The sequence below is a fragment of the Salinarimonas chemoclinalis genome (assembly GCF_041514305.1).
GTDB classification, from domain to species: domain Bacteria; phylum Pseudomonadota; class Alphaproteobacteria; order Rhizobiales; family Beijerinckiaceae; genus Salinarimonas; species Salinarimonas chemoclinalis.
In genome coordinates this window covers 76,926-101,875 of record NZ_JBGMWH010000003.1, presented here as the reverse complement: position 1 = coordinate 101,875, position 24,950 = coordinate 76,926, and the positions used below count along the sequence as shown (strand labels likewise).

The following is a 24,950-nucleotide window of genomic DNA, read 5'->3' as shown; positions in this document are numbered from 1 at the left end:
GGTCCGAAAGTGAGCCTCGAGTTCTTCCTCGTCGTCTTCCTCGCGCTCGGCCTCGGCGGCGTCGTCAAGGGCGCCATCGGGCTCGGCCTGCCGATCGTCTCGATCCCGGTGCTCGCCGCCTTCCTCGGGGTGCCGCACGCGCTCGCCGTGATCATGGTGCCGCTGATCGTCACCAACGCCTGGCAGATCAGGCAGTACCGCGCCGAGCGGCCCGATGCGCCGTTCCTCGCGCCGCTCGTCGTCTCGGGCCTCGTGGGAATCGTGCTCGGCACCTGGGCGCTCACCACGCTGCCCGTCGACGTTCTCTCGCTGACGCTCGCGAGCATCGTGACGCTGTACATCGCGACCATCCTGCTCAAGCCGAGCGTGACGCTCTCTGCGCGGGCGGGGCTGCGGATCGCCCCCGTCGCGGGGCTCGTCGGCGGGGCGCTGCAGGGCGCGACGGGGATCTCCGCGCCGGTGACGGTGACCTTCATCCACGCGATGCGCCTCACCCGCGGGCCCTTCATCTTCGCCGTGTCGGTGATGTTCCTCGCCTTCGCGCTGGTGCAGGCGGTCGCGCTCGCGGTGGCCGGCGTGCTCACGCCCGCGCGGCTCGTCGAGGGCGTGCTCGCCCTCGTGCCGATCGCGCTGGGCATGCCGCTCGGCAACGCGCTCGCCAGGCGCCTCTCGCGGCGGGCCTTCGAGCGGCTGATCGTCGCGATCCTGGCGGTGATGGCGCTGCGCCTGTTCCAGACCGGGCTCGGGCTGTAGCGGCTCCCGCGCCGCTCAGGCGGCGATCGCCGGGAGCGCCGCGACCGCGGGCCGCGCGAAACGGTAGCCCTGCTGCAGCGTCACGCCGAGCGTGGCCAACGCCTCGCTCTCGGCGCGGGTCTCGATCCCTTCGGCGACGACGCGCACGCCGAGCTCGCGCATCATCGAGACGACGCCGCGCACGATGGCGCGCCGGGCCGGATCGCCGTCGATGTCGCGCACGAGCTGCATGTCGAGCTTGACCAGGTCCGGCCGGAAGCGCGCGAGCAGCGCCAACCCGGAATGGCCGGCGCCGAAATCGTCGATCGCCGTGGTGAAGCCCATCGAGCGGTACTCGCGCACGATCCGGGCGAGGTGGTCGTCGTCGGCGAGCCGCTCGGCCTCGCTCAGCTCGAACATCAGCCGATCGAGGGGGAAGTCGTGGCGACGCGCGGCGACGAGCGTGCGCCGGATGCAGGCGCGCGGCTCGTAGACGGCATTGGGCAGGAAGTTGATCGACAGGAGCGCGCCGGTGTCGGCGAGGCCGAGCTCGGCGGCGAGCGTGATCGCCTTCACCCGGCAGGCCTGGTCGAAGGCGTAGATCGCGTCGCGCCCGACGCCGGCGATGACCGCGCCGGCGCCGGAGCCGTCGAGGCCGCGCACCAGCGCCTCGTAGGCGAAGGGGCGGCCGGTGGCGACGTCGACGATGGGCTGGAAGGCCATGGTGATGGCGAAGTCGCGGGCCGGCGACGCCGCGCAGGCGGCGCAGCCGTCCCGCGCGAGCGTCTCCGGCTCGGGCAGCGGCATCTGGGACACGGGGGCTCCTCGGCCGAACGGACGTCGGCTCTCGCGGCACGTTGTCGAAAGAACCTCGGCCGAGAAGGTTGCCGACTCCTTAAGTCGGGGACCGCGCGCGCCTGCAAAGCTGCAAGCGTGCTTTCGTCCCCACGCCCCGAACCCGGGTGCGATCCGCCGCGCGCCCCCTCAGCGGAAGCGCGTCGCCACTTCGGCCACGATCGGCTCCACGCCGAAGCGCACCGGGTCGGTGGCCGGCAGCGCATGGGTGCGCGCGAGGCGGTCGAGCTCCGCGCGCGCCGCGTCCTCGGTGAGCTTCTCTGTGTTGACCGCGATGCCGACGCAGCGGATCGCCGGGTTGGTCAGGCGGCCGAGCGAGAGCGTCATGTGGATGACGTCGCCGATCGTCGGCAAGGGCGTGTTCACCCCGCGCATCGTGGTGCGCGTCGGCTCGTGGCAGACGACGAACGCGTCGGGCTGCGCGCCGTGCAGGAGGCCGAGCGAGACGCCGGCGAAGGAGGGATGGAACAGCGAGCCCTGACCTTCGATCAGGTCCCAGTGGTCGGGCGCCGCGGCCGGGGAGATCCACTCCACCGCGCCGGAGATGAAGTCCGCCACCACCGCGTCGATGGCGACGCCGCGGCCGGAGATGAAGACACCGGTCTGGCCGGTGGCCTTGAAGTCCGCGTCGAAGCCGGCCGCGCGCATGCCGCTCTCGAGCGCGAGCGCGGTGTACTTCTTGCCGACGGAACAGTCGGTGCCGACCGTGAGCAGGCGCATCCCTGCGCGCTTGTCGCCCTTGCCCGTGGCGAAGCGCTCGCTCGAGTGGCGCACGTCGAAGAGCTTGCGGCCGTTGCGCGCGGCCGCCTCGGCGATGGCGGGGACGGAGCCGAGCCTCGTGTGCAGGCCCGCGGCGACGTCCATGCCGGCGTCGAGCGCCGCGACGATCTCGTCGACCCAATGGTCGGGCAGGACGCCGCCGGCGTTGACGACGCCGACGACGAGCGTCCTCGCGCCCGCCGCGGCGCCCTCCGCGATGGTCATGTCCGGCAGCTTCGCATCGGCGTTGCAGCCGGGGAGCCGCAATTGGCCCACGACCCAGTCGCGGCGCCAGTCGACGATGCCGAGGCCGGTCTTGGCCGCGAGCGCGTCGCGCGCGTCGCCGAGGAACAGGAGGTAGGGGCGGGCGATCTCCATCGGGGGTCCTTCTCGCGGGTGGTTCTCGAGGTCTCGGCCGAAGCGGCGGTTCGCTCCGGTCAATGCGCCATGAAGACGGGAATGGTCGCGTTGGCGAGGATATGACTCGTCGCGCCGCCGAAGATCATCTGACGAATTCGGCTCTGCGTGTAGGCACCCTTGAACAGGAGATCGCAGCCCACGCTCTCGGCGTAGTCGAGGATCGCCTCGCCGGCATTGCGCTTCTCGGGCCCGATGTGCACCTGCTCCACGGGCAGGCCGTGGCGCTGGAGCGCGCGGGCCAGCGCCTCGCCGGAGGGGCCGGGCACCATGCCGCTCTCCACGGTGAGCACGTGGACGCGCTTGGCCCGGGCGAGCAGCCCCATGCCCATGCCGACGACGTGGGCGGTCTCGGTCGAGCCGTTCCAGGCGACGACGATGGTCTCGCCGATCGTGTCGCGCGCGCGCGGCGGCGCGATCAGCGCCGGCCGGCCGCCCTCGAACAGCACGGCCTCGAGCGTCGCCATGCGCGGGCCGGTCGCGCTCTGGGTCGGGCGACCGACGACGGTGACGTCGAAGATGCGCGCCCAGGCGCCGACGAACTCGTCGCCCGCCGGCGCGTCCGCGTGCCAGCGCCAGCGCGGACCCTCGCCCTGCCCCGCGTCGCGGGCGAGGCCGGCGGCGTCCATGAAGCTCTGGAACGTCTCGCGCGCCTGGACCTCCGCCTCCTCGTCGGCCCGCTCGTCGGCGGCCCAGGTGAGGCCCATGACCATGTCGACGGAGACGATCTCGGCGAGCGGCGGGCGCAGCGAGAAGCCCTCGACGTAGCTGCCGAAGCGCCGGGCCAGCGCGATCGCGGTCTGCAGCGTCGGGTCCATCAGCTCGTGCGGTGCGGTGGGTACGAGCACGGTCTTCATGGCGGGGCCCCCGGTCGCGGGCCGCCGCGGCCCGCATTCCGGGTCATTCTTCGCCTCAACCGGCCTTCGCCGCAACCGCCCTTTCGCGCGTGCCCGGCCTGCGCGGGCGTGCGCCGGCCTGCGTGGCGGCCGCGCGCTCGTAGACCGCCTCGAGCGCGGCGACGTGCGCGGCTCGGCTCGGTGGATCGGCGCGGAAGGCCGCCTGTGCCGCGCGTCCCATGCGCTCGGCGAGGTCCGGATCGGTCGCGAGCCGCACGAGACGCGCGGCGAGCGCCTGGACGTCGCCGGAGGGCACGTGCAGGCCCGTCTCGCCGTCGTGCACGAACTCGCGTGCGGCGCAGGCGTCGGAGACGACGACCGGCGTTCCCGCGGCCTGCGCCTCGAGCGCGACGAGGCCTTGCGTCTCGTACCACAGCGAGGGGAAGACGAGCGCGCGGGCCTCGCGCATCAGCGCGGCGACCCGTGCGGGCGGCTGCCAGCCCAGGAGCCGCGCGGCCGGGTACTCCGCGCGGATGGCGTCCGCCTCCGGGCCGTCGCCGACGAAGGTGGCCGGCACGCCCGCCGTCGCTGCGGCGCGGGCGAAGAGCGCGGCGCCCTTTTCCGGCGTGAGCCGGCCCACGAACAGGAACGGCGCGTCGGCCGCGCGGGGAGCGCGATCGCCGTCGCAGCCGTCGACGTCCACGGGGTTCGCCACCCGGTGCAGCCGCACGCCGGCGGGCAGGTGCGGGGCGATCACCTCGCGATGGAGCGCGCTGAGCACGATCGCGTCCGGGCAGGCCTCGAACGGGCGCCCGAGCCGCGCGGTCGCCGCGTGGCGGGCGACGCGCATCAGCTTGAACGGCCAGGGCTTGGCGTCGCAGGCGCGGGCGAGGCAGGCGCCCGACAGCGGCGCACGGGTGCAGATCGCCGCCTCGCCGAAGTCGAAGAACGTGCCGTTGGGGCACACCGACAGGAAGTCGTGCAGCGTCACGACGCCCGGCGCCCCGGCGGCGCGGATGGCGGCGAAGGCGGCGCCCGACATCTCCTGGCCCCAGGAATGCACGTGGGCGATCGCGCCGGGTCCCGCCTGCGCCAGCGTCTCGGCGACGGCGCGGCCGGCCTCCCCGTTCCAGATCACCCGCGCGAGCGCCGCGGCGCGACCGCCGGGAGGCGGGTTCGGCGCGACGATGCGCACGGGGATGCCGGCCTCGGCGAGCCGCGGATCGGGCGCTCCCGCCCCGCCGACGCACAGCACGCGACGCCCCGTCGCCGCGAGGCCGAGCGCGCTCTCCACCGCGACGCGCGCGGAGCCGCCGTTGACGGCGAGATGGTCGGCGACGACGACGATCGGGCGGGGCATGGGACCGGCCTTGCGGGCGTGGGACGCGGGCAGGGGTGGGACGCTCGCACGGAGCGTTGAAGATTGCGTTTCGAGCGCGCCATCCGGCGCGCCGTCACGGCGCCTCGCCGTCGACGACCGCCCGGGCGACTCCGTACGAGAAGCCCGCCCGCGCCAGCCGGGCGAGGTCGCGCTCGCGGTTCTCCGCGCGGCCCGTCGTGCGGAACGGCCCGAGGCGGCGCCGCCGCGCCAGCGCGGTCGCGGCATCGAGCTCCGGATCGGCGTCGGGATCGTCCTCGGTGCGGGCGTCGGCGTGGCGGGCGAGCGCCTCGTCGATCGCCTCCCCCGCGACGCCCTTGGCGGAGAGCCGCGCGGCGATCGCCCGCCGCGAGCCGCCGCGGCGCCGGAGGCTCGCGACCCGCGCCTCGGCATAGGCCCCGTCGTCGACGAGCCCCGCCCGCACGGCCCGCGCCACCGCCTCCTCCACGAGGCCGAGCGCCGCCTCCGGCGCCTCCCCCCGCAGCCGGCAGCGCCGCTCGACCTTGCGCGCGAGCACCCGCCGCAGGTTCTCCGCCGACGACGCCCAGCGCTCGAGATAGGCGAGCGCCATGCGGTCGAGCACGGCGGGGGTGACGGGACGCGGGGGCTTGCGGGTGGGGGGATCGGTCGGCAGGGCGGCCTCTCGGTCGGAGATCTCGGACCCCGTCACGAGTGCCATTGGCGGCGGGCCACGTGCAAGAGCCGCGAGCGAGGCTCCTGAGCGGGCGTGCGAGTCGACCCGAGACGGTGGCGATGCTATCCTGTGTGGAGGCGTGACGGGAGTCGTCATCGGCAACATGGGGAACATGGGGCATGAGAACCGCGACCGCCCAGTGCAGCCCGCCCGGGAACCGGTGCGCCGCCGCCGTCCTCGGCGCGGCTCTCGCCATTCTCGTATCCGTGCCGCCCGCTGCGGCCACGCAGCACACGGACCTCGACCGGATCGTCGCGGACCAGCGGGCCTACTGCGAGGTCCGCACGGCGGCGAAGATGGGATTCGATGGCCTGCCCAGCCAGTTTCGGCAGATCATCATCGGATACGCGACCGCCTCGTTCGAGCTGTGGTCCATTCGTCAGCTCGACGACGCCTACGTCGCCTACGTCGAGCGGACGGAGGGATCGCTCGAGGCGATCCGCGTTCGCGCACTGCTCGCGGCGTCCGCGGAGGGCGACACGTCGGTCAGCCTCCTGGGCTCGACGCTCGGAGGCATGATCGGCGGCCTGCGCATGGCGGATCGTTCGAGCATGACGGACCTCCTGCAGCGCATCCTCGGCGACGCCGTTTCCGCCGGGGCGGAGTCGCAGATGCGCCGCCTCGCCGCAGAGCGGCTCTCGGGACCCTACGATCCCTCGATCGCGCCCGACTTCTGCTTCGAGCTCTACGAGTAGATTAGCCGGCTCCCGTGCTCCTGCAGAAGCGGTGTGGGAACGCTTTCCCGCAAAAAGCTTTGCATCGCTTCCCGGCCTGCGCTTGCTTGGCCGGATGCAGGACCATCCTTCCCCCGAGGCAGACATGACCTCCCCCGTCGCGGACCCGGAGGCACCGCCTTCCGCTTCGCTCGATCCCCCGCCGCGCGAAGTCGAGCTCAAGCTCGAGCTCGCCCCGGCGGACTGGAAGCGGCTTTCGCGCCAGACCACGCTCGCGCCCGCCCTCGCCGCCGCGCCCAAGGCGAAGCGGATGGAGGCGACCTATTTCGACACGCCGGACGGCCGGCTGCGGGCCAACGGCGTGAGCCTGCGCATCCGGCGCACGGGCGCGGCGCGCGTGCAGACCGCCAAGGCCGCGAGCGGCCCCTCCGGCGGGCTGTTCGATCGCGTCGAGATCGAGGCGCCCGTCGCGGGCGACGTGCCGGATCTCGCGCTCTTCGACGGCACGCCGCTCGCGCCGCTCTTCGCCAAGCGCAAGGTGCGCGCGGGGCTCGCGCCGGCCTTCGCGGTGTCGGTGCGCCGGCGCACGCTGGTGATCGGCGACGGCGGCTTCGTCGCCGAGATGGTGGTGGACGAGGGGACGGTGCGCGCGGGCGAGCGCACCGAGCCCGTCTGCGAGCTCGAGCTCGAGCTGCGCGCCGGCGCCGCCGCCGACCTGTTCGCCTTCGCGCGCCGGATCGCCGAGACGGTGCCCGCGCGGCTCGGCTTCCGCACCAAGGCCGATCGCGGCTTCGCGCTCGCCGCGGGCGAGGGGCCGCGGGTCGTCAAGAAGATCGAGATCGCGCTCGACCCCGCGACGACCGCGGGCGCGGCCTTCCAACGCATCGCCCGCGCCTGCCTCGCCCAGCTCGTCGCCAACGAGCGGGCGCTGCGCGACCTCGGCGCGCCGGGCGCGATCCACCAGTCGCGCGTGGCGCTGCGGCGCCTGCGCGCGGCGATCTCGCTGTTCAAGACGGTGGTCGACGACGAACGCCGCCGCGCCGTCTCCGCCGAGCTGAAATGGATGGCGAACGCGCTCGGCGACGCGCGCGATCTCGACGTGCAGATCGCCACCGTCGTCGAGCCGATGCGCGCGGCACACCCGGACGACGCCGACCTCGCCCACCTCGCCGCCGCCTTCGCCGCGCGGCGCGACGCGGCGAGCGCACAGGCGCGGGAGGCCTCCACGAGCGCGCGCTACCGGCTGATGCTGATCGACGCCGCCGCCTGGATCGAGGCCGGCTCCTGGCTCGCCGGCGAGAACAGGGTGCGCGACGAATCGGTGTCCGCGTTCGCGGCCCGGCTCCTGAAGAAGCGCCGCAAGCGCATCGTGCGCGAGGGCGCGGACCTCGCCGCGCTCGACCCCGAATCACGCCACGCGCTGCGCATCGAGGTGAAGAAGCTGCGCTACGCGGTGGAGTTCTTCGAGACCGCGTTCGGCGGCGGGGACGAGGGAAAGAAGGCGTCCCGCAAGCGCGCGCGCCGGCACGCCGAGATGCTGAGCCGGCTGGAGGCTCTCCAGGAGGACCTCGGCGCGCTCAACGACCTCGCCGTCGCCCATCGCATGGAGGCGCTGTTCGACACGTCCGACGAATCGCTCGCCCGCGGCTTCGCCAAGCTCGAACGACCGGACGCCGCGGAGGCCGGCCCGGAGCATGTCGCGTCTGCCCGGAAGGCGGTCGCCAGGCTGGCGAAGGCGAGGCCGTTCTGGGCCCCGCCCGAGAAAGGGTGAGGACGGCGGGCGTGCGGCGTCGCGATCAGACGCCGCACTCCGCCTTGGCGCGGTTCAGCGCCGCGGTGAAGCCGGAGAGGGAATACACGTCCGTCGTGTCGTTGCCGCGCCCGGAGCGGACGTTGAGCTCGAACGAGCGCCCGCGGACGAAGCCCTGGACGACGTCGTTCTCCTGGGCCGGGTTCTGGACCCAGACGTTCTCGCCGCGGGTGACGAAGTTGAACGTGGTGCCGTCGATCACGCCGGTGGCGGTCTGCCCGTCCTGCGTGGGGAAGCCCATGACGGCGGCGACCTCGTTGGTCACGTTCTCCGAGGGGCGGAAGGAGACGAAGAGGTAGCCGGGGGAGCGGTTCAGGCCCTCGGGACGACGCGTCTTGGGCTGCGACAACGCGTAGCACATCTTGGTGCCGCTCGCCTCGGTGGCGAAGGCGGACCAGTCGTTGAACTGGCCGAGCAGCGTGGCCTGCGCCTGCTGGGCCGCGGCGGGACCGGTCGTCAGCGCGAGCGCGGCCGCGCAGGCGCCGAGGAGCGCGAGCGTGGGCGCGAAGCGGCGGATCGATCGGGAAGTTCTCATGACGCTCACCTTGGATCGCGGGGGTTTCACCGCCTTCCGGCGGGCTCGGCTTTCGCTGAGCACTAGATTGGCCTGAAATGGGCAAAAATACGTTAACCTTGCCTGAATGCCCGTGACGCGCACGGATCGCCGGAGCGGCGGATTGCCGGACCCGTCCCGAGGGCTTAACACTGCAAGGTGTCCGGTGCGCCGATCGTCGCCGCGTCGGGGCGGAGAATCGAGGACGTCTTGCCCTCTCCCAGCGAGCACGAGGCGCTGATCGCCGCGGTCGCGCGGAATCGCGACCGCGCGGCCTTCGCGCGTCTGTTCGACTGGTACGCCCCGCGGCTCACGGCCTACCTGCTGCGCCAGGGCGCCGAGCAGGCGCTCGCCGAGGAGATCGTGCAGGACGCGATGGTGACGCTCTGGCGCAAGGCGGAGATGTTCGATCCGGCGAAGTCCTCGCTCACGACCTGGCTCTACCGAATCGCGCGCAATCGCCGAATCGACCTGATGCGGCGGGATCGCTCGACGCCGGTGGAGCCCGACAGCCCGCTCTTCGAGGTGGTCGACGACACGGACCTCGAGGGCGAGCTCGACGCGAGCCAGCGCGAGGCGGCGGTGCGCGAGGCGATGCGCAGCCTGCCCGAGGAGCAGCTCGTGCTCGTGCGCCTCGCCTTCTTCGACGCGCTGTCGCATTCCGAGATCGCCGAGCGTACGGGCCTGCCGCTCGGCACGGTCAAGTCGCGCATCCGGCTCGCCTTCACCCGGCTGCGCCGCACGCTCGAGAGCGGCGGCGTGGTGGAGGCGCGGTAGGGGACCCGAGGGGAAGGGGCGCGCCATGACGGGGACGATGCGGGCGACGACCATGCGGGCGGTGCTCTGCGAGCGGCTCGGGCCGCCGGAGACGCTGACGCTCGTCGAGATCCCCGTGCCGGAGCCCGGCCCCGGCGAGGTCCTGCTGCGGGTGCGCGCGGTGGGGCTCAACTTCTTCGACACGCTGCTCGTCCAGGGCCGCTATCAGGTCCGCCCGGATCTCCCCTTCTCGCCGGGCGGCGAGCTGTGCGGCGAGATCGCGGCGCTCGGCGCCGGGGTGAGCGGCTGGTCGCTCGGGCAGCGGGTCGTCGCCTATGTCGGGCACGGCGCGGCGCGCGAATGGGTCGCGGCTCCCGCGGACCGGCTGACGGCCGTGCCGGACGGGCTCGACGACCCGCGCGCGGCGGGGCTCTCCATCACCTACGGCACGGCCCTGCACGCCCTCGCCGATCGCGCCGCGATCCGCCCCGGCGAGACGCTGTGCGTGCTCGGCGCCGCCGGCGGGACCGGGCTCGCGGCGGTCGAGGTCGGCCGGGCGCTCGGCGCGCGGGTGATCGCCTGCGCCTCCTCCGCCGGCAAGCTCGCGCTCGCCCGCGAGGCGGGGGCGGACGAGACGATCGACTACGCGCGCGAGGACCTGAAGGCGCGCCTCAAGGCGCTGACGGGCGGGCGCGGCGTCGACGTCGTCTACGATCCCGTCGGCGGCGATCTCGCCGAGGCGGCGCTGCGCGCCACGGCCTGGGAGGGGCGCTACCTCGTCATCGGCTTCGCCGCGGGGGAGATCCCGAGGATCCCGCTCAACCTCGTGCTGCTGAAGGGCTGCGACATCCGGGGCGTCTACTGGGGCGCCTTCCTGGAGCGCGAGCCCGCCCGCCATGGGGCGAACATGGAGCGCCTCCTGGCGTGGGCCGCGGACGGCACGATCGCCGCGCGGGTGGAGGAGACCTACCCGCTGGCGCAGGCCGCCGCCGCGATCGGGCGGATCGCCCGGCGCGAGGCGCGGGGGAAGCTCGTGCTGGTGCCCTGAAGAGACGCCGTCCGCGCCGCCGCGCCGCGCGCCTGCGGCGCCGGTGCCGGCGGGCGCGGCAGCGGCAGGTCGGCGAGCTCGTCCGGGCTCATCGCGGCGATCGCCGGGTGGGAGAACGGGTCGTGCGGGTCCGGCTCCGGCTCTGCGGTCGCGAGCGCTTGCCGGAGGATCTGGATGAGGTTTAGCATGGCTGCACCATGACGGATCGACGCCTTGGGTGAAATCCCGATATTCTCGACGAGACTATAGGGGAGCTATATGCGCAACCTCGCCCGCGTTCATCTCGGGGGCCTGCGGGCGGTGGAGGCGGCGGGCCGTCTCGGGACGCTGCGCGCCGCCGCCGAGGAGCTCGGCGTCACGGTCGGCGCGGTGAGCCAGCAGATCCTCAAGTGCGAGGCCGAGCTCGGCCGCACCCTGTTCGAGCGGCGCCCGCGGGGGCTCGAGCCCACGGATTTCGGCGTGGCGGTGCTGGAGCGGCTCTCCGCCGGCTTCGCCGAGCTCTCCGCCGCGGTGGCGCTGGCGGACCGGCGGCGCGAGGACGTGCTCACCGTCTCGGTCGCGCCGGTGCTCGCCTCGAAATGGCTGGTCTGGCGGCTCGACCGCTTCACCCGCGCCCATCCCGGCATCCGGGTGCGCATCGACGCCGCGCTCGATCTCGTCGATCCCAACGTCTCGGACGTCGACCTGTGCATCCGCGTGGGCCGCGGCGGCTGGCCCGGGGTGCGCGCCGAGCGGCTGGTCGCGCAGCTCGTCTTCCCCGTGTGTGCGCCCGCGCTGGCGCAGCGGCTCGCCGGGCCCGCCGATCTCGCGCGGGTGCCGATCGTCACCGAGCCGCACGCCATGTTCTCCTGGGACGTCTGGCTCGCTCCCAACGGCCTCGACGCGGGCATCCTCGGCGAGGGGCCGGTCTATTCCGACGCGGCACTGTGCTTCGACGCGGCGATCGCGGGCCAGGGCGTGTTCCTCGCCTGGGAGACGCTCGCCGCCGACGCGCTCGCCATGGGTCGCCTCGTCGCGCCCTTCCCCGACCGCTATCCGACCGGCATCTCCTACTGGTTCGTCACCGCCCGCGACCGCGCCCCGACGCGGGCGATCACCGCGTTCCGGGAGTGGATCGCGGGGGAGCTGCGGGAGAGCTGCCCGGGGGGTGCGGCGGCCGTCGGGGAGGGGCCGCAGGCCGAAACGGCACGCTGACGCGCCCGGCCGCCAAGGGTTCGTTAACCATACGCATTTACGGTTCGGAAAGCACGATCAGCCCCACGAGCCGAACCGATGACGCGTCTTCTTCCGATCGCTCTGGCCGCCACGCTCCTCGGCGGCGCCGCGGCGGCCGGCGAGCCGGACGGATGCCGGCTCGGGACGGCCGACGACGGCCGGGCCTACCTGCTCTGCGAGACACGAGACGAGGTCACCCTCCGGCGCGCGACGGGCCTGGCCGCCCCCTACGATCCCGAGATCGCGGCTCTCGTGGCGCACGAGACGCGGCCGGCGCCGCGCACGCCGGACGTCCTGCGCGCCCTCCATCTCGCCTTCGGCGCGGTCGGCCGCACGGCCGAAGGGGCCGACGACGGCACCGCGGCCGTCACGTTCGGCCTCGGGATGCGGATCTCGGACGCCCTGCGTGCGGACGTCACCGCCGATCTCTGGAGACAGCGCCTCGAGATGCCCTCCGGGCACGCCTTCGCGGCCGCACGGCCGCGCTCCGTCGGGGTCCGGTCCGTGATGGCGACGGCGACCTGGGAACTCCCCGGCATGGGTCGCCTGACGCCGCATCTGTCGGGCAGCCTCGGTATGGCGCACGTCGAGACCACCGCCTGGGGTGCGCAGGCGGCGTCCCCGCTCGTCCGCGATGCGCATACGGGGCTGGCCCTGGGTATCGGCGGCGGCGTGTCGGTCGCGCTGCAGGAGGGCGTCCACCTCGATCTCGGCTACCGCTACACGCACGTGCCGGACGCCGGCGCGGCGGGATCGCTCTCTCTCCACGACGTCCGCCTGGGCATTCGGCTGAGCCTGATGTGACCGCGGCGAGGTGTTCGCCGGACGCGAGGAGCAACTCAAGATCAATCTTTGCTCGTATCTCGCCTATGTTGGATCAACAAAGATTAAGGTTTATGCAGCCTGAACGCGAATCGGGGTTTATTACTTTTGTGTCTCGCTTACAATTCACTCGGATGCGGCTGCTACGACGCAAGCTTGAGAGGTAGCGTTATGTTCGCCAAAGCGTTCGCTGCGACGGCCGCCATGGCCGTTCTCGGCGTCTCGGCCGCCTCGGCCGAGACCTATACCGTCCGTGAGGCCCAGAGCCGCTACGTGGCGTGCTACGAGCGGGTCTACGTCCCGGCCACGGTCGAGATCAACACCCGCGGCGAGCTCGTCCGGGCCGAGTCCGAGGAATGGGAGACCCGCGGCGCCCACTGGAACCGCGTGCGCAATCCCTCGGTGTTCATCCAGACCCGGCGCATCGTCGAGGAGGACCACTACACGCTGGTCCGCAAGAGCTGCCCGCGCTGAGCGGACCGCTCCAGGCCTGTCGCGCGTCCCGCGCGGCAGGCACCCCGCATCCCGGAGGTCATGCCGTGAGAACCCTCGTCCTCGCCGCCGCCCTGGCGCTCGCCACGAGCGCCCTCGCCGATCCCCGCCCGGCCCAGCCGGACCCGATCGCCTCCTTCGAGCATCGCTTCGGATACAAGAGCATCTTCTGGTGCGCCGAGACCGTGGAGGAGCACATGGGCGCCCTCGCCGAGGCGGGCGCGTCCGGCCGCGCGCTGCCCGCGATCGTCTTCGACGCCGCCGCCTATTGTCTCGCTCGCCACTTCCCCGCCGCGACGCATCGCGAATGCGAGGAGACGCTCTACGCGCTGTCGCAGCTCGACGTCCTCTACCCCGGCTTCCTCCAGCAGGAGATGGCGCTCGCGGTCATGGGCGAGTGTCGCGCCTTCCTGCGCTGAGAACGCCCGCCGTGCCGCGGCGCCCGTCGCCTGTGCGACTGGCGGCCGCGTCTCGTCCTCGCCTAACGGCGCGTTGACACGCCTCGCGCGCGCGGTCATTGGAGTGGCGCCCCGCGGCGGCGGCGGGGCGCCATCCCTGCGCGCACGGACAGCGAGGCGAGATTCCCCATGCCCCGGTTGGTGATGAAGTTCGGCGGCACCTCGGTCGCGGATCTCGATCGAATCCGCAACGTGGCGCGGCACGTCGAGCGCGAGGTGAAGGCGGGCTACGACGTCGCCGTCGTCGTCTCGGCCATGGCCGGCAAGACCAACGAGCTCGTCGGCTGGTGCCGCGAGGCCTCGACGATCCACGACGCGCGGGAGTACGACGCCGTCGTCGCCTCCGGCGAGCAGGTGACGTCCGGGCTCCTCGCCATCGCGCTCCAGGCGATCGGCATCCCCGCGCGCTCCTGGCAGGGCTGGCAGATCCCCATCGAGACCTCCGGCACGCACGGCTCGGCGCGGATCACGCGGGTCGACGGCTCGAAGATCCTCTCCCATTTCGCCGAGCGCGGCGAGGTCGCGGTGGTCGCCGGCTTCCAGGGCGTGCACGCGCCCACGGGGCGCATCGCGACGCTCGGCCGCGGCGGCTCGGACACGAGCGCGGTGGCGCTCGCCGCCGCGCTCGAGGCGGAGCGCTGCGACATCTACACCGACGTCGACGGCGTCTACACGACCGACCCGCGCATCGTGACCAAGGCCCGGCGCCTCGACAGGGTCTCCTACGAGGAGATGCTCGAGATGGCGAGCCTCGGCGCCAAGGTGCTGCAGGTGCGCTCGGTCGAGCTCGCCATGCTCTACGGCGTGCGCACGATCGTGCGCTCGAGCTTCGATCCGCCCGAGGACCCGCGGCCGGGCACGCTGATCTGTGACGAGGAGGACATCGTGGAACAGCAGACCGTCACCGGCATCGCCTATTCCAAGGACGAGGCCCAGATCACGCTGCGGCGGGTGGCGGACACGCCGGGCGTCGCCGCCTCGATCTTCGTGCCGCTGGCCGACGCCGCGATCAACGTCGACATGATCATCCAGGTGGTCTCGCGCGATTCGGCGACGACGGACATCACCTTCACGGTGCCGGCGAGCGACTATGCCCGCGCGCGGACGCTTCTGGAGGAGCTGCAACCGAAAATCGGGTACGAGAAGCTCGAGGGCGCCACCGACGTGGTCAAGGTCTCGGCCATCGGGGTGGGCATGCGCAGCCATGCCGGCGTCGCCGCGAAGGCCTTCAAGGCCTTGGCGGAAAAGGGCGTCAACATCCGCGCCATCACCACCTCCGAGATCAAGTTCTCGATGCTGATCGACGCGGCCTATACCGAGCTTGCCGTGCGCACGCTCCACTCGCTATACGGGTTGGACGCGGCCTGAGCCGGCCGCGGACGACGAGCGGCGTGCGTCGACCCGCGCGCCTCACCCTGGAGCCGGGCGCGCGCGCCCGGGCGTGAAGGAGACCCGGCCCTGCCGATTAGACCTGCCGCCGGAGGTCCGCGCGTCCTGCTGAGGAAGCTCCGCGAGATCATGGCGGAGCCGATCTCGACGCAGGACCGGCTCGACAGGATCGTGGTGCTGATCGCGGCCAACATGGTGGCCGAGGTCTGCTCGGTCTACGTCCTGCGCGCCGACCAGACGCTCGAGCTCTACGCCACCGAGGGCCTCAAGCGCGAGGCCGTCCACCTCACGACCATGCGCGCCGACGAGGGCCTGGTGGGCCTCATCGCCCGCGAGGCGCAGCCGCTCGCGCTCTCGGACGCGCAGACGCACCCGTCCTTCTCCTACAAGCCGGAGACCGGCGAGGAGATCTATCACGGCTTCCTCGGCGTGCCGGTGCTGCGCGCGGGCAACACGCTCGGCGTCCTCGTCGTGCAGAACCGCACGATGCGCACCTACACCGAGGAGGAGGTCGAGGCGCTCCAGACGACCGCGATGGTGCTCGCCGAGATGGTCGCCTCCGGCGAACTCCAGGCGCTCGTCCAGCCGGGCGCCGACATCGCCGTGCGTCGGCCGCTCTACCTCCAGGGCGTCTCGCTGGCGGACGGCGTCGGGCTCGGCCACGTGGTTCTGCACGAGCCGCGCGTGGTGGTGAAGAACCTCATCGCCGAAAATCCCGAGGCCGAGGTCGCGCGGCTCGAGACCGCGATCAAGGCGGTGCGCGCCTCGATCGACGCGCTGATCGAGCGCGGCGACGTCGGCGACGGCGGCGAGCACCGCGAGGTGCTGGAGACCGTGCGCATGTTCGCCCACGACCAGGGCTGGCTCCGGCGCATGCGCGAGGTCGTGCTCACCGGCCTGACCGCCGAGGCGGCGGTCGAGCGCGTCCAGTCCGACACCCGCGCGCGGCTCCTGCGCCAGACCGACCCCTACCTGCGCGAGCGCCTGCACGACCTCGACGACCTCGCCAACCGGCTGCTGCACCAGCTCGTCGGGCGCGACTTCGTCGCCGCCGCCGAGGCGCTGCCGGACAACGCCATCCTCGTCGCCCGTTCGATGGGGCCGGCGGCGCTGCTCGACTACCAGCGCGCCAACCTGCGCGGCGTCGTGCTCGAGGAGGGCGGGCCGACGAGCCACGTCGCCATCGTCGCCCGCGCGCTGGGGCTGCCCGCCGTGGGCGAGGTCGAGAACGTCACCTCGCTCGTCGAGCCCGGCGACGCGATCATCGTCGACGGCGTCGCCGGCGAGATCCAGGTACGCCCGCGCCCGGACATCGAGGCCGCCTACGCCGAGAAGGCGCGGCTGCGCGCCAAGCGCCAGGAGCAGTACCGCGCCCTGCGCGACGTGCCGAGCGTCACGAGGGACGGCGTGGCGATCGAGCTCCAGCTCAACGCGGGCCTCCTCGTCGACCTGCCGCATCTCGAGGAGACGGGTGCGGCCGGCATCGGGCTCTTCCGCACCGAGATCCAGTTCATGGTCGCCGAGCGCATGCCGTCGACGGCCGAGCAGCAGAAGCTCTACCAGGCGGTGCTGGAGCAGGTCGGGCCCGCGATGCCCGTGGTCTTCCGCACGCTCGACATCGGCGGCGACAAGATCCTGCCCTACATGTCGCAGATCGAGGAGGAGAACCCCGCGCTCGGCTGGCGGGCGATCCGCATCGGGCTCGACCGGCCGGGGCTCCTGCGCAGCCAGGTGCGCGCGCTGCTCAAGGCGAGCGCGGGCCGGCCCTGCGCGATCATGTTCCCGATGGTCGCCACCGTCGACGAGTTCGTGCGCGGGCGCGCCATCGTCGACCGCGAGATCGCCCACCTGACCCGCCACGGCCACCCGCTGCCGACGCGCATCGAGGTCGGCGTGATGATCGAGGTACCCTCGCTGCTCTTCCAGATGGAGGAGATCTGCGCGCGGGCGGACTTCGTCTCCGTGGGCTCGAACGACCTGCTGCAATTCCTGTTCGCGGCGGACCGCGAGAACCGCCAGGTGGCGAGCCGCTACGACGCGCTCTCGGTCAACGCGCTGCGCGCCTTCCGCACCATCGTCGAGGCGGCGAAGGGCACGGCCTGCCGCGTCTCCGTCTGCGGCGAGGTGGCGAGCCGGCCGCTCGAGGCGCTCGCCCTCGTGGGGCTCGGCTACCGCACCCTGTCGATGTCCCCCGCGGCGGTCGGGCCGGTGAAGGCGGCGCTGATCGCCGCCGAGGCCGGGGCGCTCGCCGAGGTGCTCGCCCGCGAGCTCGCCCGCGCCGACGGCGACGCCTCGCTGCGCGCGACCCTGGCGTCCTTCGCGGAGGCGCGCCATATCCCGGTCTGACATGACGCTCTCGCCCCCGACCGAGCGCCTCGACGCCATCGTCCAGCGCCACGCCGTGATCACCGACATGCTCGCCGCCGGTCCCGATTCGGAGACGGTGGTCGCGCTCTCGCGCGAGCTCTCCGAGCTCGACGACGTCGTGGCCGCGATCCGCGACTGGCGCGCGGCGCGGGAGAACCTCGCCGGCATCGAGGCGCTCATCGCCGACCCCACGACGGACGCCGAGATGCGCACCCTCGCACGCGCGGAGCGCGAGGAGGCGCAGGGAGCGGCCGAGGAGGCCGCGCGCGCGCTCCAGCTGATGCTGCTGCCCAGGGATGCCGCCGACGAGGGCAGCGCCATCCTCGAGGTGCGCGCCGGCACCGGCGGGGACGAGGCGGCCCTGTTCGCGGGCGATCTCTTCCGGATGTATTCCCGCTACGCCGAGATCCACGGCTGGCGCGTCTCGCCGATCTCCGCGAGCGAGGGCGCGATGGGCGGCTTCAAGGAGGTCGTCGCCGAGATCGTCGGGCGCGGCGTGTTCGCGCGGCTCAAGTTCGAGAGCGGCGTGCACCGCGTCCAGCGCGTGCCGGAGACCGAGGGCGGCGGGCGCATCCACACCTCGGCGGCGACGGTCGCCGTGCTGCCGGAGGCCGCCGACGTCGACCTCGCGCTGGACGAGGGCGACCTGCGCATCGACACGATGCGCTCGGGGGGCGCCGGCGGGCAGCACGTCAACAAGACCGAATCGGCGGTGCGGATCACCCACCTGCCGAGCGGCATCGCCGTGGTGGTCCAGGAGGAGCGCTCGCAACACAAGAACAAGGCCCGCGCGCTCCAGCTCCTGCGCGCCAGGCTCTACGATCTCGAGCGCACCCGCGCCGACGCCGCCCGGGCGGCCGATCGCAAGGCGCAGGTCGGCTCGGGGGACCGCTCGGAGCGCATCCGCACCTACAACTTCCCCCAGGGGCGCGTCACCGACCATCGCATCGGCCTCACGCTCTACAAACTCGACGCCGTGCTCGCGGGCGAGGCGCTCGACGAGGTCGTCGACGCGCTCGTGGCCGAGCACCGGGCGGCGCTGCTGGCGGAGCAGGAGGGGTGAGGGCGTCGCCGGGTCCCGAGTCCCTCGTTCTCGATCCGGCCGGGACGCGCGGCGCCGCGCTGGCCGCGGTGCGCGGCGCCTTCGCGCGCGCGGGGCTCGACGAGCCGGCGCTCGACGCGCGCATCCTCGTCGCCGAGGCGGCCGGCGTGCGCCCCGGCGTGCTGCTCGCCGATCTCGAGCGCCCGCTCGGCGCGGACGCCACCGCCCGCCTCTCCGGCTTCGCCGCGCGCCGGCTCGCGCACGAGCCGGTCTGGCGCATCCTGGGCGAGGCCGAGTTCTGGGGCCTGCGCTTCCGCCTCGCGCCGCAGACGCTGGTGCCGCGGCCCGACACGGAGACGCTCGTCGAGACCGCGCTCGCGCTCGCGCCGGGGCCGCGGATCCTCGACCTCGGCACGGGCTCGGGCTGCATCCTCGTCGCGCTCCTCGCCGAGCGTCGCGACGCCTTCGGCATCGGCCTCGACCGCTCGGAGGAGGCCTGCCGGACGGCGCGGGAGAACGCGCGCGCCAACGGCGTCGGCGACCGCGCGGCCTTCGTCGTGGGGGATTGGACGCGGGCGCTCGCGCCGACGCCGGGGTTCGACCTCGTCGTGTCGAACCCACCCTACATCCCCGCCGCCGACATTCCCGGTCTCGCGAGGGAGGTGCGCGCCCACGATCCGGTGCGCGCCCTCGACGGCGGGGCGGACGGGCTCGACGCCTACCGCGCCATCCTCGCGCGCGGGCGCGAGCTGCTGGCGCCCGGGGGCGTGCTGGCGGTGGAGGTCGGCATCGGGCAGGCGGAGCCCGTGGCGCGGCTCGGGGAGGCGCGGGGGCTCGTGTTCCTGCGGCTCGCCCGCGACCTCGCCGGCATCGCCCGGGTCGTCGCCTTCGGCCGGTGAGCGACGCGGCGTGCCGCCGCCGCGCCTCCGCCGCGTGCTTTTCGCTTGCATTCGCGCGGCGAGGGGCCAAATAACGCTTGGCGGCGCGCATCGAAGCGTCTAGGGTGCGACCGCAATCGAGCAGACTCCAGAGCGCCAGATTCGCCGGTTCATCGAGCAGGCGAGGTCGACCAGGACGCGAAGGGGCGACACGATCACCGCCAGGACGGGGCGCCAGACGGTCCGGCGGTCACCGAACCCGACATCGAGGACGACGCGCGGCATCCGCTGCCGGGTCGACCTGGAAGATGACGGAGGCGCGCGCCGACGACGGCTGATCCTCGTCCGCGCGCATTGCGCTCGCGTCGACGACGAGAGGCCAGGCAAGGGTCGAAGCACATCCATGAGACCGAACCAGAACAGGCGCATGCGGGGCCGTAGCCGCAACAAGGGCCCCAACCCGCTCACGCGCAGCTACGAGTCCAACGGCCCCGACGTGAAGGTCCGCGGCACCGCCCAGACCGTGGCCGACAAGTACAGCCAGCTCGCACGCGATGCGCTGGCGAGCGGCGACCCGGTGATGGCTGAGAACTATTTCCAGCACGCCGAGCACTACTACCGCATCATCGCCGCCGCCCAGGAGCAGCTGCGCCAGCAGTACGGCTTCCCGCAGCGCGGTTACGACGAGGACGGCGACGAGGGCGACGACGACGGGGACTATCGCGGCGGCGAACGCCTCGACGACCTCGATCCCGCCCAGCAGCCGCAGCCGAGCTTCGGCCGGGGCGCGCCGCGCGACGAACGGGGTCCGCGCGAGGATCGGGGTCCGCGCGACGACCGGGGCCCGCGCGAGGACCGGGGTCCGCGCGACGACCGGGGTCCGCGTCAGGAGCGCCGGGACGATCGCCGCGAGCGCTTCCAGCCACGCGATCGGCGCGACGGGCGCGGTCCCGACGGCCGGGGTCCCGACGTCCGCAACCAGGGCTTCCGCGGCCAGGACGGGCGCCAGCCGGAGGGGCGCGGGCAGCAGGACTTCCGTGCCCAGGAGCCGCGTGCCCAGGATCCGCGTTCGCAGGAGCCGCGTTCGCAGGAGCCGCGTCACGAGACCTACGGCCACGACGGCGGCGAGGCGCCGCGCTATGGCGAGGCGCGCGAGGAGGCCCGCGACGAGGGTCGCCGCGATCGTCCCCGCCGCGAGCGTCGCCGTCCGGAGGCGGAGGACGAGAGCCCCGCGCAGAGCCTGCCGGCCTTCGTGACGCGTCCCTCGACCGCTCCCGCGGCGCCGGTCGCCGACGAGGCGCCCGCCCCCAAGCGTACCCGCAAGGCCGCCGCGCCGGTCGCCGCCGAGGGCGAGGAAGAGGCCAAGGTCGGCGACAAGCCGCGCCGCCGCACGACGCGCCGCAAGGTCGCCGAGCCCGGCTCCGGGGACGCGGAGGCCGCGGAGTAATCCGCGCGATCACGGTCGGGACCGACGAGAGGGCCGCGCGAGCGGCCCTTTTTCGTCGCACGGCCGGGCGCGGCGAATCGGCCCGGACGGCGCGATTGCATCGCTCTCCCGTTCGCGCGACCCTGTGGGCGCCGTGGCGGCACCTTTCATCGTCCACGGCGTTCGCGCAGCGGTGCCTGGGGAGCGACGAGAGGAGGAGGACGAGAATGCGACAAGCGACGTTCGTGCTCGCGACGAGCATCATGGTGGGCGCCTCGGCGGTCCTGCCCTTCGCCGGCCCCGCCGAGGCCGGTCCGGCGTTCAACCAGAGGTTCGAGGGCATCTGGGTGGGCGCGGGCACCGTCAAGCGCGACTCCGACCCCGATCCCCGCCGGGTCACCTGTCGCGTGGACGGCGCCGCGGATGCGACGCGCATCGCGCTCGACGGCACCTGCCGGGCGATGCTGATCTTCACCCGCGCCATCGGCGCGAACCTCGCGGTGGACGGGAGCGGCACCTACAGCGGCGTCTACACCGGCTCGCAGGTCGGCCCCGCGCGGCTCTCGGGCACGCTCGACGGCGACCGGATCGTGCTCGCGGTGCGCTTTCCCGAGGGCGTCGGCGGCGGCCGCCAGGAGATGACGATCGAGAACCCCGAGGGCTCCGACCGCTTCACCCTGCGCGTCACCGACGTGATCGACGGCGTCCCCACCGAGATCACCAACCTGGTGTTCGAGCGGCGCTGACGTCGCCCGTGGGGGCGCCGGCGGGCGCCGCCCACGATCGATGACGACGGGGACGTCACCCGAGCGCCTCCTCCATCAGCATCGCCTCCGCCTCCGCCAGGATCTCGTCCGAGCCCTCGCCGTAGACCGTCTCGCGGCCGATCTCGAGCATGACCGAGACGGCGAGCGGGGAGACGCGGGGCAGCGGCTGGTGGACGAGGCGGCCGTTCATGCGGGCGAGGAGGGCGGCCAGACGCTCGAGGTCGAGCAGCCCCGTGGCGGCGTCGGCGCGCGCGGCGCGCAGGAGGACGTGGCCGGGCTCGTGGCGGCGCAGGACGTCGTAGACGAGGTCGGTCGAGACGGTCACCTGGGTTCTCGTCTTCTTCTGCCCCGGGAAGTTGCGCTCGATCAGCCCGGCGATCACCGCGCAGTAGCGGAAGGTGCGCTTCATCAGCGCGGATTCCTCGAGCCATTCCTCGAGGTCGTCGCCGAGCATGTCCTGCGCGAAGAGCTCGGCCAGGAAGCCGGGGTTGCGCGCCTCCTCCAGCGAGAGGTCGCGCAGGCCCCAGACGGCGAGGCCGTAGTCGTTGCAGACGAAGCCGAGCGGCTTGAGGCGCGCGCGCTCCAGCCGGCGGGTGAGCAGCATGCCGAGCGTCTGGTGAGCGAGGCGCCCCTCGAACGGATAGGCGACGAGGTAGTGGCGCCCCGCGCGCGGGAAGGTCTCGACGAGGAGCCCCTCGCGGGAGGGCAGGAGCGAGCGCTCGGCTTGCGCCTCGAGCAGCTCGACGAGCTGGGCGGGCAGCCGTTCCCAGCTGTCGCGGTCGGCGAGGAAGCCGCGCACGCGCTCCGCGAGGAAGGTCGAGAGCGGGAACTTGCCGCCGGCATAGGAGGGGATCTTCGGGTCGGTCCCCGCGCTCGCGCGCGAGACGAGGGCGGCGTCCTCGGTCAGGCCGTGGAAGGTCAGCACCTCTCCGGCGAAGAGGAAGGTGTCGCCGGGCGTCAGCGTCTCGGCGAAGTACTCCTCCACCTCGCCGAGCACGCGCCCGCCCCGCGCCATCGGGCGCCCGCCCGCCGCGGGGCGGCCGAGCCGGACCTTGACCATCGTCGCCTCGACGATGGTGCCGACGTTCATGCGGTACTGCTGGGCGACGAAGCGATCGCGCACGCGCCAGCGTCCGTCCGGCCCCTCGACGATGCGCGCGAAGCGCTCGTAGGCGCGCAGCGCGTAGCCGCCGGTGGCGACGAAGCGCATCGCCTCGTCGAAGGTCTCGCGGTCGAGGGCGCGATAGGGCGCCGCGCCGCGCACCTCGGCGTAGAGGTCGTCCGCCAGGAAAGGCTCGGCGCAGGCCATGCCGAGGATGTGCTGGGCGAGCACGTCGAGCGCGCCGGGATGCGGGTCGGGCGTGTCCTGCGAGGCCTCCTCGACCGCGTCCAGCGCGGCGCGGCATTCCAGGATCTCGAAGCGGTTCGCCGGCACGAGATAGGCCTTCGACGGGTCGTCGAGCCGGTGGTTGGCGCGCCCGATGCGCTGGATGATGCGGCTCGCCCCCTTGGGTGCGCCGACGTTGATCACGAGATCGACGTCGCCCCAGTCGATGCCGAGATCGAGCGTCGAGGTGCACACCACCGCCTTCAGCTTGCCCGCGGCCATCGCCGCCTCCACCCGGCGGCGCTGCTCGACGTCGAGCGACCCGTGGTGGAGCGCGATGGGCAGCGCATCCTCGTTGAGGCGCCACAGCGCCTGGAAGACCCATTCCGCCTGCATGCGGGTGTTGACGAAGACGAGCGAGGTGCCGTGCGCGCGGATCAGCCGGTAGATCTCCGGCATCGCCGCCGCCGCGGTGTGGCCGGCCGCCGGGAGGCGTGGGCCCTCCAGCATGCGGATGTCGGGGGCCGCGCCCGGGGGCGCGATCACGATCTCGGCCGGACGGGCGGCGTCCGCCGTCAGGTAGCGGGCGAGGACGGCGGGGTCGCGGACGGTCGCGGAGAGGCCCACCGCCGAGGCCTGCGGCGCGAGCGCGAAGAGCCGCGCCAGGCCGAGCGCGAGCAGGTCGCCGCGCTTGGAGGGCGCGAGCGCGTGCAGCTCGTCGAGCACGATGCGGCGCAGGTTCGCGAACAGGTCGCGCGCGTCGGGATGGGCGAGGAGCAGCGCCAGCTGCTCGGGGGTGGTGAGCAGGATGTCGGGGGGCCGCGCGATCTGGCGCGCGCGCTTGTGGGACGGCGTGTCGCCGGTGCGGGTCTCGATGTCGAGCGACAGGCCCATCTCGGCGGCGGGCGCCTCGACGTTGCGCGCGACGTCGACGGCGAGCGCCTTCAACGGTGAGACGTAGAGCGTGTGCAGGCTGCGCCGGTTCGCGCGCGCGTGCCGTGCGCTGGACAGTTCGACGAGGGAGGGCAGGAAGCCCGCGAGCGTCTTGCCGGCGCCGGTGGGCGCGACCAGCAGCGCGGAGCGGCCCGCCTCCGCTAGCGCCAGGAGAGAGAGCTGGTGCGCGCGCGGCGCCCAGCCGCGGCCGGCGAACCAGGCCTGGAAGGTATCCGGCAGGGTCGTCGGCGCGGGGGACGGCGGGGGAGCGGGAGCGGTCGGCACGGGCGCGATATGGGGTCGGCGCGGGCCGCGGACCAGACGCGGCCGCGTCGGTGTCAGGGCTGCGCGGCCTGCACGGCCTCGAGCGCCACGATCCGTGGCCAGGCGGCCGCGAGCGCCGGGGAGGTGACGCCGCGCAGGCGCGTCGCGATCAGCCGCATGGCGACCGAGGGCAGCGTGCGCCCGAGGTCGACGAGGGTGCCCGCCGCGATGTCGTCGGCGGCCAGCGAGCGGGGAACCCAGGCGACGCCCAGCCCGGCGCGGGCGCATTGCAGCGCCGCGGTGGTGAGCGCGGTCTCGAGCCGGATGCGCAGGCGCAGGCTCCCGCGCAGGGCCGCGAAGACGCGCGCGCGCTGCACCGCGCCGAGGAAGACGTCCTCCGGATAGGCGACGATCGGCAGCTCGCCGCGCACCCAGCCCTCGTCCAGGGTGCCGAGCGCCGCGCGGGCGGCGACGGGGACGAGCGTCTCCGTGCCGATCGTCTCGACGACGATGTAGTCCGCGCCGTCCAGCGGCGCGCTGCCGTCGACGTCGTAGACGAGCGCGAGGTCGGCCCGCCGGGTCAGCAGCAGCGCCAGGCACTCGTCGCGGTTCGCCGAGCGCAGCCGCACGTCGAGGTCGAGCCCCGAGACCCGCTCGACCAGCGTCGGCGCCGTCGCCGTGGTGATGGCGTGCTGGCAGGCGATGACGATCCGCGAGCGCGCGGCGTCGGCGTCCTCGCGGAAATGGGCGGAGAGCTCGCGCAGGCCGGCCGCGATCTCGCGCATGGCGTCGAGCCGGGCGAGGACGTGCGGCAGCGGGCGGGCCGGCTTGGCGCTGCGGTCGAACAGCCGCACGCCGAGGCTCTCCTCGATCGTGCGCAGGCGCCGCGAGAAGGCGGGCTGCGTCACCCGGCGGCGCTCGGCGGCGGCCTGGAAGGAGCCCGTCTCCGCCACCGCCAGGACGTCCTCGATCCAGTCGTGCCGCATCCCGATCTTCGCTCCCGCTCCCGCTCCCGCACAACATGCCGTTCGTGCATGTTCCCGCGCGTATTTGGCATT

23 protein-coding genes are annotated in these 24,950 nt (G+C 73.6%); 15 read left to right on the top strand and 8 right to left on the bottom strand.

All coding sequences use genetic code 11. The annotated features are described in order from the left end of the window. Positions 1-9: 9 nt before the first annotated feature. Positions 10-753, top strand: coding sequence for a sulfite exporter TauE/SafE family protein (locus tag AB9M23_RS07650; protein WP_372423926.1), 744 nt, complete (start codon positions 10-12; stop codon positions 751-753). Between the two features lie 15 nt (positions 754-768). Here the strand turns inward: AB9M23_RS07650 and AB9M23_RS07645 are convergent, their stop codons facing one another. From AB9M23_RS07645 to AB9M23_RS07625, 5 genes are all read right to left on the bottom strand, one after another. Beyond that, entirely contained in the window at positions 769-1,539 is a 771-nt protein-coding gene (locus AB9M23_RS07645) for an EAL domain-containing protein (RefSeq protein ID WP_372424216.1), read from the bottom strand. A 177-nt stretch (positions 1,540-1,716) separates the two neighbouring features. Continuing rightward, the gene (dgcN, locus tag AB9M23_RS07640) at positions 1,717-2,724 is read right to left on the bottom strand and encodes an N-acetyltransferase DgcN (protein ID WP_372423925.1); all 1,008 of its coding nucleotides are present in this window, start codon (positions 2,722-2,724) and stop codon (positions 1,717-1,719) included. A 59-nt stretch (positions 2,725-2,783) separates the two neighbouring features. Beyond that, complete coding sequence (locus tag AB9M23_RS07635) at positions 2,784-3,620, bottom strand: universal stress protein (RefSeq protein ID WP_372423924.1); 837 nt, start codon at positions 3,618-3,620, stop codon at positions 2,784-2,786. Between the two features lie 55 nt (positions 3,621-3,675). Then, positions 3,676-4,959, bottom strand: a complete 1,284-nt coding sequence (locus AB9M23_RS07630) for a glycosyltransferase family 4 protein (RefSeq protein ID WP_372423923.1) — start codon at positions 4,957-4,959, stop codon at positions 3,676-3,678. A gap of 94 nt (positions 4,960-5,053) precedes the next feature. Further along, on the bottom strand, positions 5,054-5,656 hold the full coding sequence (locus AB9M23_RS07625; protein ID WP_372423922.1) for a RecX family transcriptional regulator: 603 nt from the start codon (positions 5,654-5,656) through the stop codon (positions 5,054-5,056). Between the two features lie 134 nt (positions 5,657-5,790). Here AB9M23_RS07625 and AB9M23_RS07620 point away from each other — a divergent pair, with 134 nt between their 5' ends. Continuing rightward, positions 5,791-6,366 carry a hypothetical protein gene (locus AB9M23_RS07620; RefSeq protein ID WP_372423921.1) on the top strand — a complete coding sequence of 192 codons (576 nt, stop codon included), beginning with the start codon at positions 5,791-5,793 and terminating at the stop codon, positions 6,364-6,366. A gap of 124 nt (positions 6,367-6,490) precedes the next feature. Beyond that, the gene (locus tag AB9M23_RS07615; RefSeq protein ID WP_372423920.1) at positions 6,491-8,116 is read left to right on the top strand and encodes a CYTH and CHAD domain-containing protein; all 1,626 of its coding nucleotides are present in this window, start codon (positions 6,491-6,493) and stop codon (positions 8,114-8,116) included. 25 nt (positions 8,117-8,141) lie between these two features. On the opposite strand, the gene AB9M23_RS07610 is transcribed toward AB9M23_RS07615, so the two are convergent. Further along, complete coding sequence (locus tag AB9M23_RS07610; RefSeq protein WP_372423919.1) at positions 8,142-8,690, bottom strand: invasion associated locus B family protein; 549 nt, start codon at positions 8,688-8,690, stop codon at positions 8,142-8,144. Between the two features lie 228 nt (positions 8,691-8,918). Here AB9M23_RS07610 and AB9M23_RS07605 point away from each other — a divergent pair, with 228 nt between their 5' ends. From AB9M23_RS07605 to AB9M23_RS07550, 12 genes are all read left to right on the top strand, one after another. Next, entirely contained in the window at positions 8,919-9,485 is a 567-nt protein-coding gene (locus tag AB9M23_RS07605; RefSeq protein WP_372423918.1) for a sigma-70 family RNA polymerase sigma factor, read from the top strand. Positions 9,486-9,537: 52 nt separating this feature from the next. Next, the gene (locus AB9M23_RS07600) at positions 9,538-10,512 is read left to right on the top strand and encodes an NADPH:quinone oxidoreductase family protein (protein ID WP_372424215.1); all 975 of its coding nucleotides are present in this window, start codon (positions 9,538-9,540) and stop codon (positions 10,510-10,512) included. A 258-nt stretch (positions 10,513-10,770) separates the two neighbouring features. Then, positions 10,771-11,706, top strand: a complete 936-nt coding sequence (locus AB9M23_RS07595; RefSeq protein WP_372423917.1) for a LysR substrate-binding domain-containing protein — start codon at positions 10,771-10,773, stop codon at positions 11,704-11,706. A 78-nt stretch (positions 11,707-11,784) separates the two neighbouring features. Then, on the top strand, positions 11,785-12,531 hold the full coding sequence (locus AB9M23_RS07590) for an outer membrane protein (protein ID WP_372423916.1): 747 nt from the start codon (positions 11,785-11,787) through the stop codon (positions 12,529-12,531). Between the two features lie 222 nt (positions 12,532-12,753). Beyond that, positions 12,754-13,023 carry a hypothetical protein gene (locus AB9M23_RS07585; protein ID WP_372423915.1) on the top strand — a complete coding sequence of 90 codons (270 nt, stop codon included), beginning with the start codon at positions 12,754-12,756 and terminating at the stop codon, positions 13,021-13,023. A 65-nt stretch (positions 13,024-13,088) separates the two neighbouring features. Next, entirely contained in the window at positions 13,089-13,460 is a 372-nt protein-coding gene (locus AB9M23_RS07580) for a hypothetical protein (protein ID WP_372423914.1), read from the top strand. A 168-nt stretch (positions 13,461-13,628) separates the two neighbouring features. Next, positions 13,629-14,867: an aspartate kinase gene (locus AB9M23_RS07575; RefSeq protein WP_372423913.1), complete on the top strand. Its 1,239-nt coding sequence runs from the start codon at positions 13,629-13,631 to the stop codon at positions 14,865-14,867. A 150-nt stretch (positions 14,868-15,017) separates the two neighbouring features. Continuing rightward, a complete protein-coding gene (ptsP, locus tag AB9M23_RS07570; RefSeq protein WP_372423912.1) occupies positions 15,018-17,234 on the top strand; it encodes a phosphoenolpyruvate--protein phosphotransferase in 2,217 nt (738 codons plus the stop codon). Between the two features lies 1 nt (position 17,235). Beyond that, positions 17,236-18,318 (top strand): peptide chain release factor 1, encoded by a 1,083-nt coding sequence (gene prfA, locus AB9M23_RS07565; protein WP_372423911.1) that lies wholly within the window; start codon positions 17,236-17,238, stop codon positions 18,316-18,318. Beyond that, the gene (prmC, locus tag AB9M23_RS07560) at positions 18,315-19,196 is read left to right on the top strand and encodes a peptide chain release factor N(5)-glutamine methyltransferase (RefSeq protein WP_372423910.1); all 882 of its coding nucleotides are present in this window, start codon (positions 18,315-18,317) and stop codon (positions 19,194-19,196) included. Before prfA ends, prmC begins: the two co-directional genes overlap by 4 nt. Positions 19,197-19,602: 406 nt before the next feature. Beyond that, the gene (locus tag AB9M23_RS07555; protein ID WP_372423909.1) at positions 19,603-20,622 is read left to right on the top strand and encodes a DUF4167 domain-containing protein; all 1,020 of its coding nucleotides are present in this window, start codon (positions 19,603-19,605) and stop codon (positions 20,620-20,622) included. 206 nt (positions 20,623-20,828) lie between these two features. Further along, positions 20,829-21,347, top strand: coding sequence for a hypothetical protein (locus tag AB9M23_RS07550; RefSeq protein ID WP_372423908.1), 519 nt, complete (start codon positions 20,829-20,831; stop codon positions 21,345-21,347). Positions 21,348-21,402: 55 nt separating this feature from the next. Here the strand turns inward: AB9M23_RS07550 and AB9M23_RS07545 are convergent, their stop codons facing one another. Further along, positions 21,403-23,913 carry a ligase-associated DNA damage response DEXH box helicase gene (locus tag AB9M23_RS07545; protein WP_372423907.1) on the bottom strand — a complete coding sequence of 837 codons (2,511 nt, stop codon included), beginning with the start codon at positions 23,911-23,913 and terminating at the stop codon, positions 21,403-21,405. A 53-nt stretch (positions 23,914-23,966) separates the two neighbouring features. Continuing rightward, the gene (locus AB9M23_RS07540) at positions 23,967-24,878 is read right to left on the bottom strand and encodes a LysR family transcriptional regulator (RefSeq protein WP_372423906.1); all 912 of its coding nucleotides are present in this window, start codon (positions 24,876-24,878) and stop codon (positions 23,967-23,969) included. Positions 24,879-24,950: the final 72 nt, after the last annotated feature.

What these genes read in the sequence shown, in the direction of transcription:
- AB9M23_RS07645 (WP_372424216.1), bottom strand. Translation starts at nt 1,539, where the DNA reads ATGCCGCTGCCCGAGCCGGAGACGCTCGCGCGGGACGGCTGCGCCGCC.
- AB9M23_RS07540 (WP_372423906.1), bottom strand. Translation starts at nt 24,878, where the DNA reads ATGCGGCACGACTGGATCGAGGACGTCCTGGCGGTGGCGGAGACGGGC.
- AB9M23_RS07550 (WP_372423908.1), top strand. Translation starts at nt 20,829, where the DNA reads ATGCGACAAGCGACGTTCGTGCTCGCGACGAGCATCATGGTGGGCGCC.
- AB9M23_RS07625 (WP_372423922.1), bottom strand. Translation starts at nt 5,656, where the DNA reads ATGGCACTCGTGACGGGGTCCGAGATCTCCGACCGAGAGGCCGCCCTG.
- AB9M23_RS07630 (WP_372423923.1), bottom strand. Translation starts at nt 4,959, where the DNA reads ATGCCCCGCCCGATCGTCGTCGTCGCCGACCATCTCGCCGTCAACGGC.
- AB9M23_RS07575 (WP_372423913.1), top strand. Translation starts at nt 13,629, where the DNA reads ATGCCCCGGTTGGTGATGAAGTTCGGCGGCACCTCGGTCGCGGATCTC.
- AB9M23_RS07585 (WP_372423915.1), top strand. Translation starts at nt 12,754, where the DNA reads ATGGCCGTTCTCGGCGTCTCGGCCGCCTCGGCCGAGACCTATACCGTC.
- AB9M23_RS07620 (WP_372423921.1), top strand. Translation starts at nt 5,791, where the DNA reads ATGAGAACCGCGACCGCCCAGTGCAGCCCGCCCGGGAACCGGTGCGCC.
- AB9M23_RS07635 (WP_372423924.1), bottom strand. Translation starts at nt 3,620, where the DNA reads ATGAAGACCGTGCTCGTACCCACCGCACCGCACGAGCTGATGGACCCG.
- AB9M23_RS07615 (WP_372423920.1), top strand. Translation starts at nt 6,491, where the DNA reads ATGACCTCCCCCGTCGCGGACCCGGAGGCACCGCCTTCCGCTTCGCTC.
- prfA (WP_372423911.1), top strand. Translation starts at nt 17,236, where the DNA reads ATGACGCTCTCGCCCCCGACCGAGCGCCTCGACGCCATCGTCCAGCGC.
- AB9M23_RS07555 (WP_372423909.1), top strand. Translation starts at nt 19,603, where the DNA reads ATGCGGGGCCGTAGCCGCAACAAGGGCCCCAACCCGCTCACGCGCAGC.
- AB9M23_RS07600 (WP_372424215.1), top strand. Translation starts at nt 9,538, where the DNA reads ATGCGGGCGGTGCTCTGCGAGCGGCTCGGGCCGCCGGAGACGCTGACG.
- AB9M23_RS07590 (WP_372423916.1), top strand. Translation starts at nt 11,785, where the DNA reads ATGACGCGTCTTCTTCCGATCGCTCTGGCCGCCACGCTCCTCGGCGGC.
- dgcN (WP_372423925.1), bottom strand. Translation starts at nt 2,724, where the DNA reads ATGGAGATCGCCCGCCCCTACCTCCTGTTCCTCGGCGACGCGCGCGAC.
- AB9M23_RS07595 (WP_372423917.1), top strand. Translation starts at nt 10,771, where the DNA reads ATGCGCAACCTCGCCCGCGTTCATCTCGGGGGCCTGCGGGCGGTGGAG.
- ptsP (WP_372423912.1), top strand. Translation starts at nt 15,018, where the DNA reads ATGGCGGAGCCGATCTCGACGCAGGACCGGCTCGACAGGATCGTGGTG.
- AB9M23_RS07610 (WP_372423919.1), bottom strand. Translation starts at nt 8,690, where the DNA reads ATGAGAACTTCCCGATCGATCCGCCGCTTCGCGCCCACGCTCGCGCTC.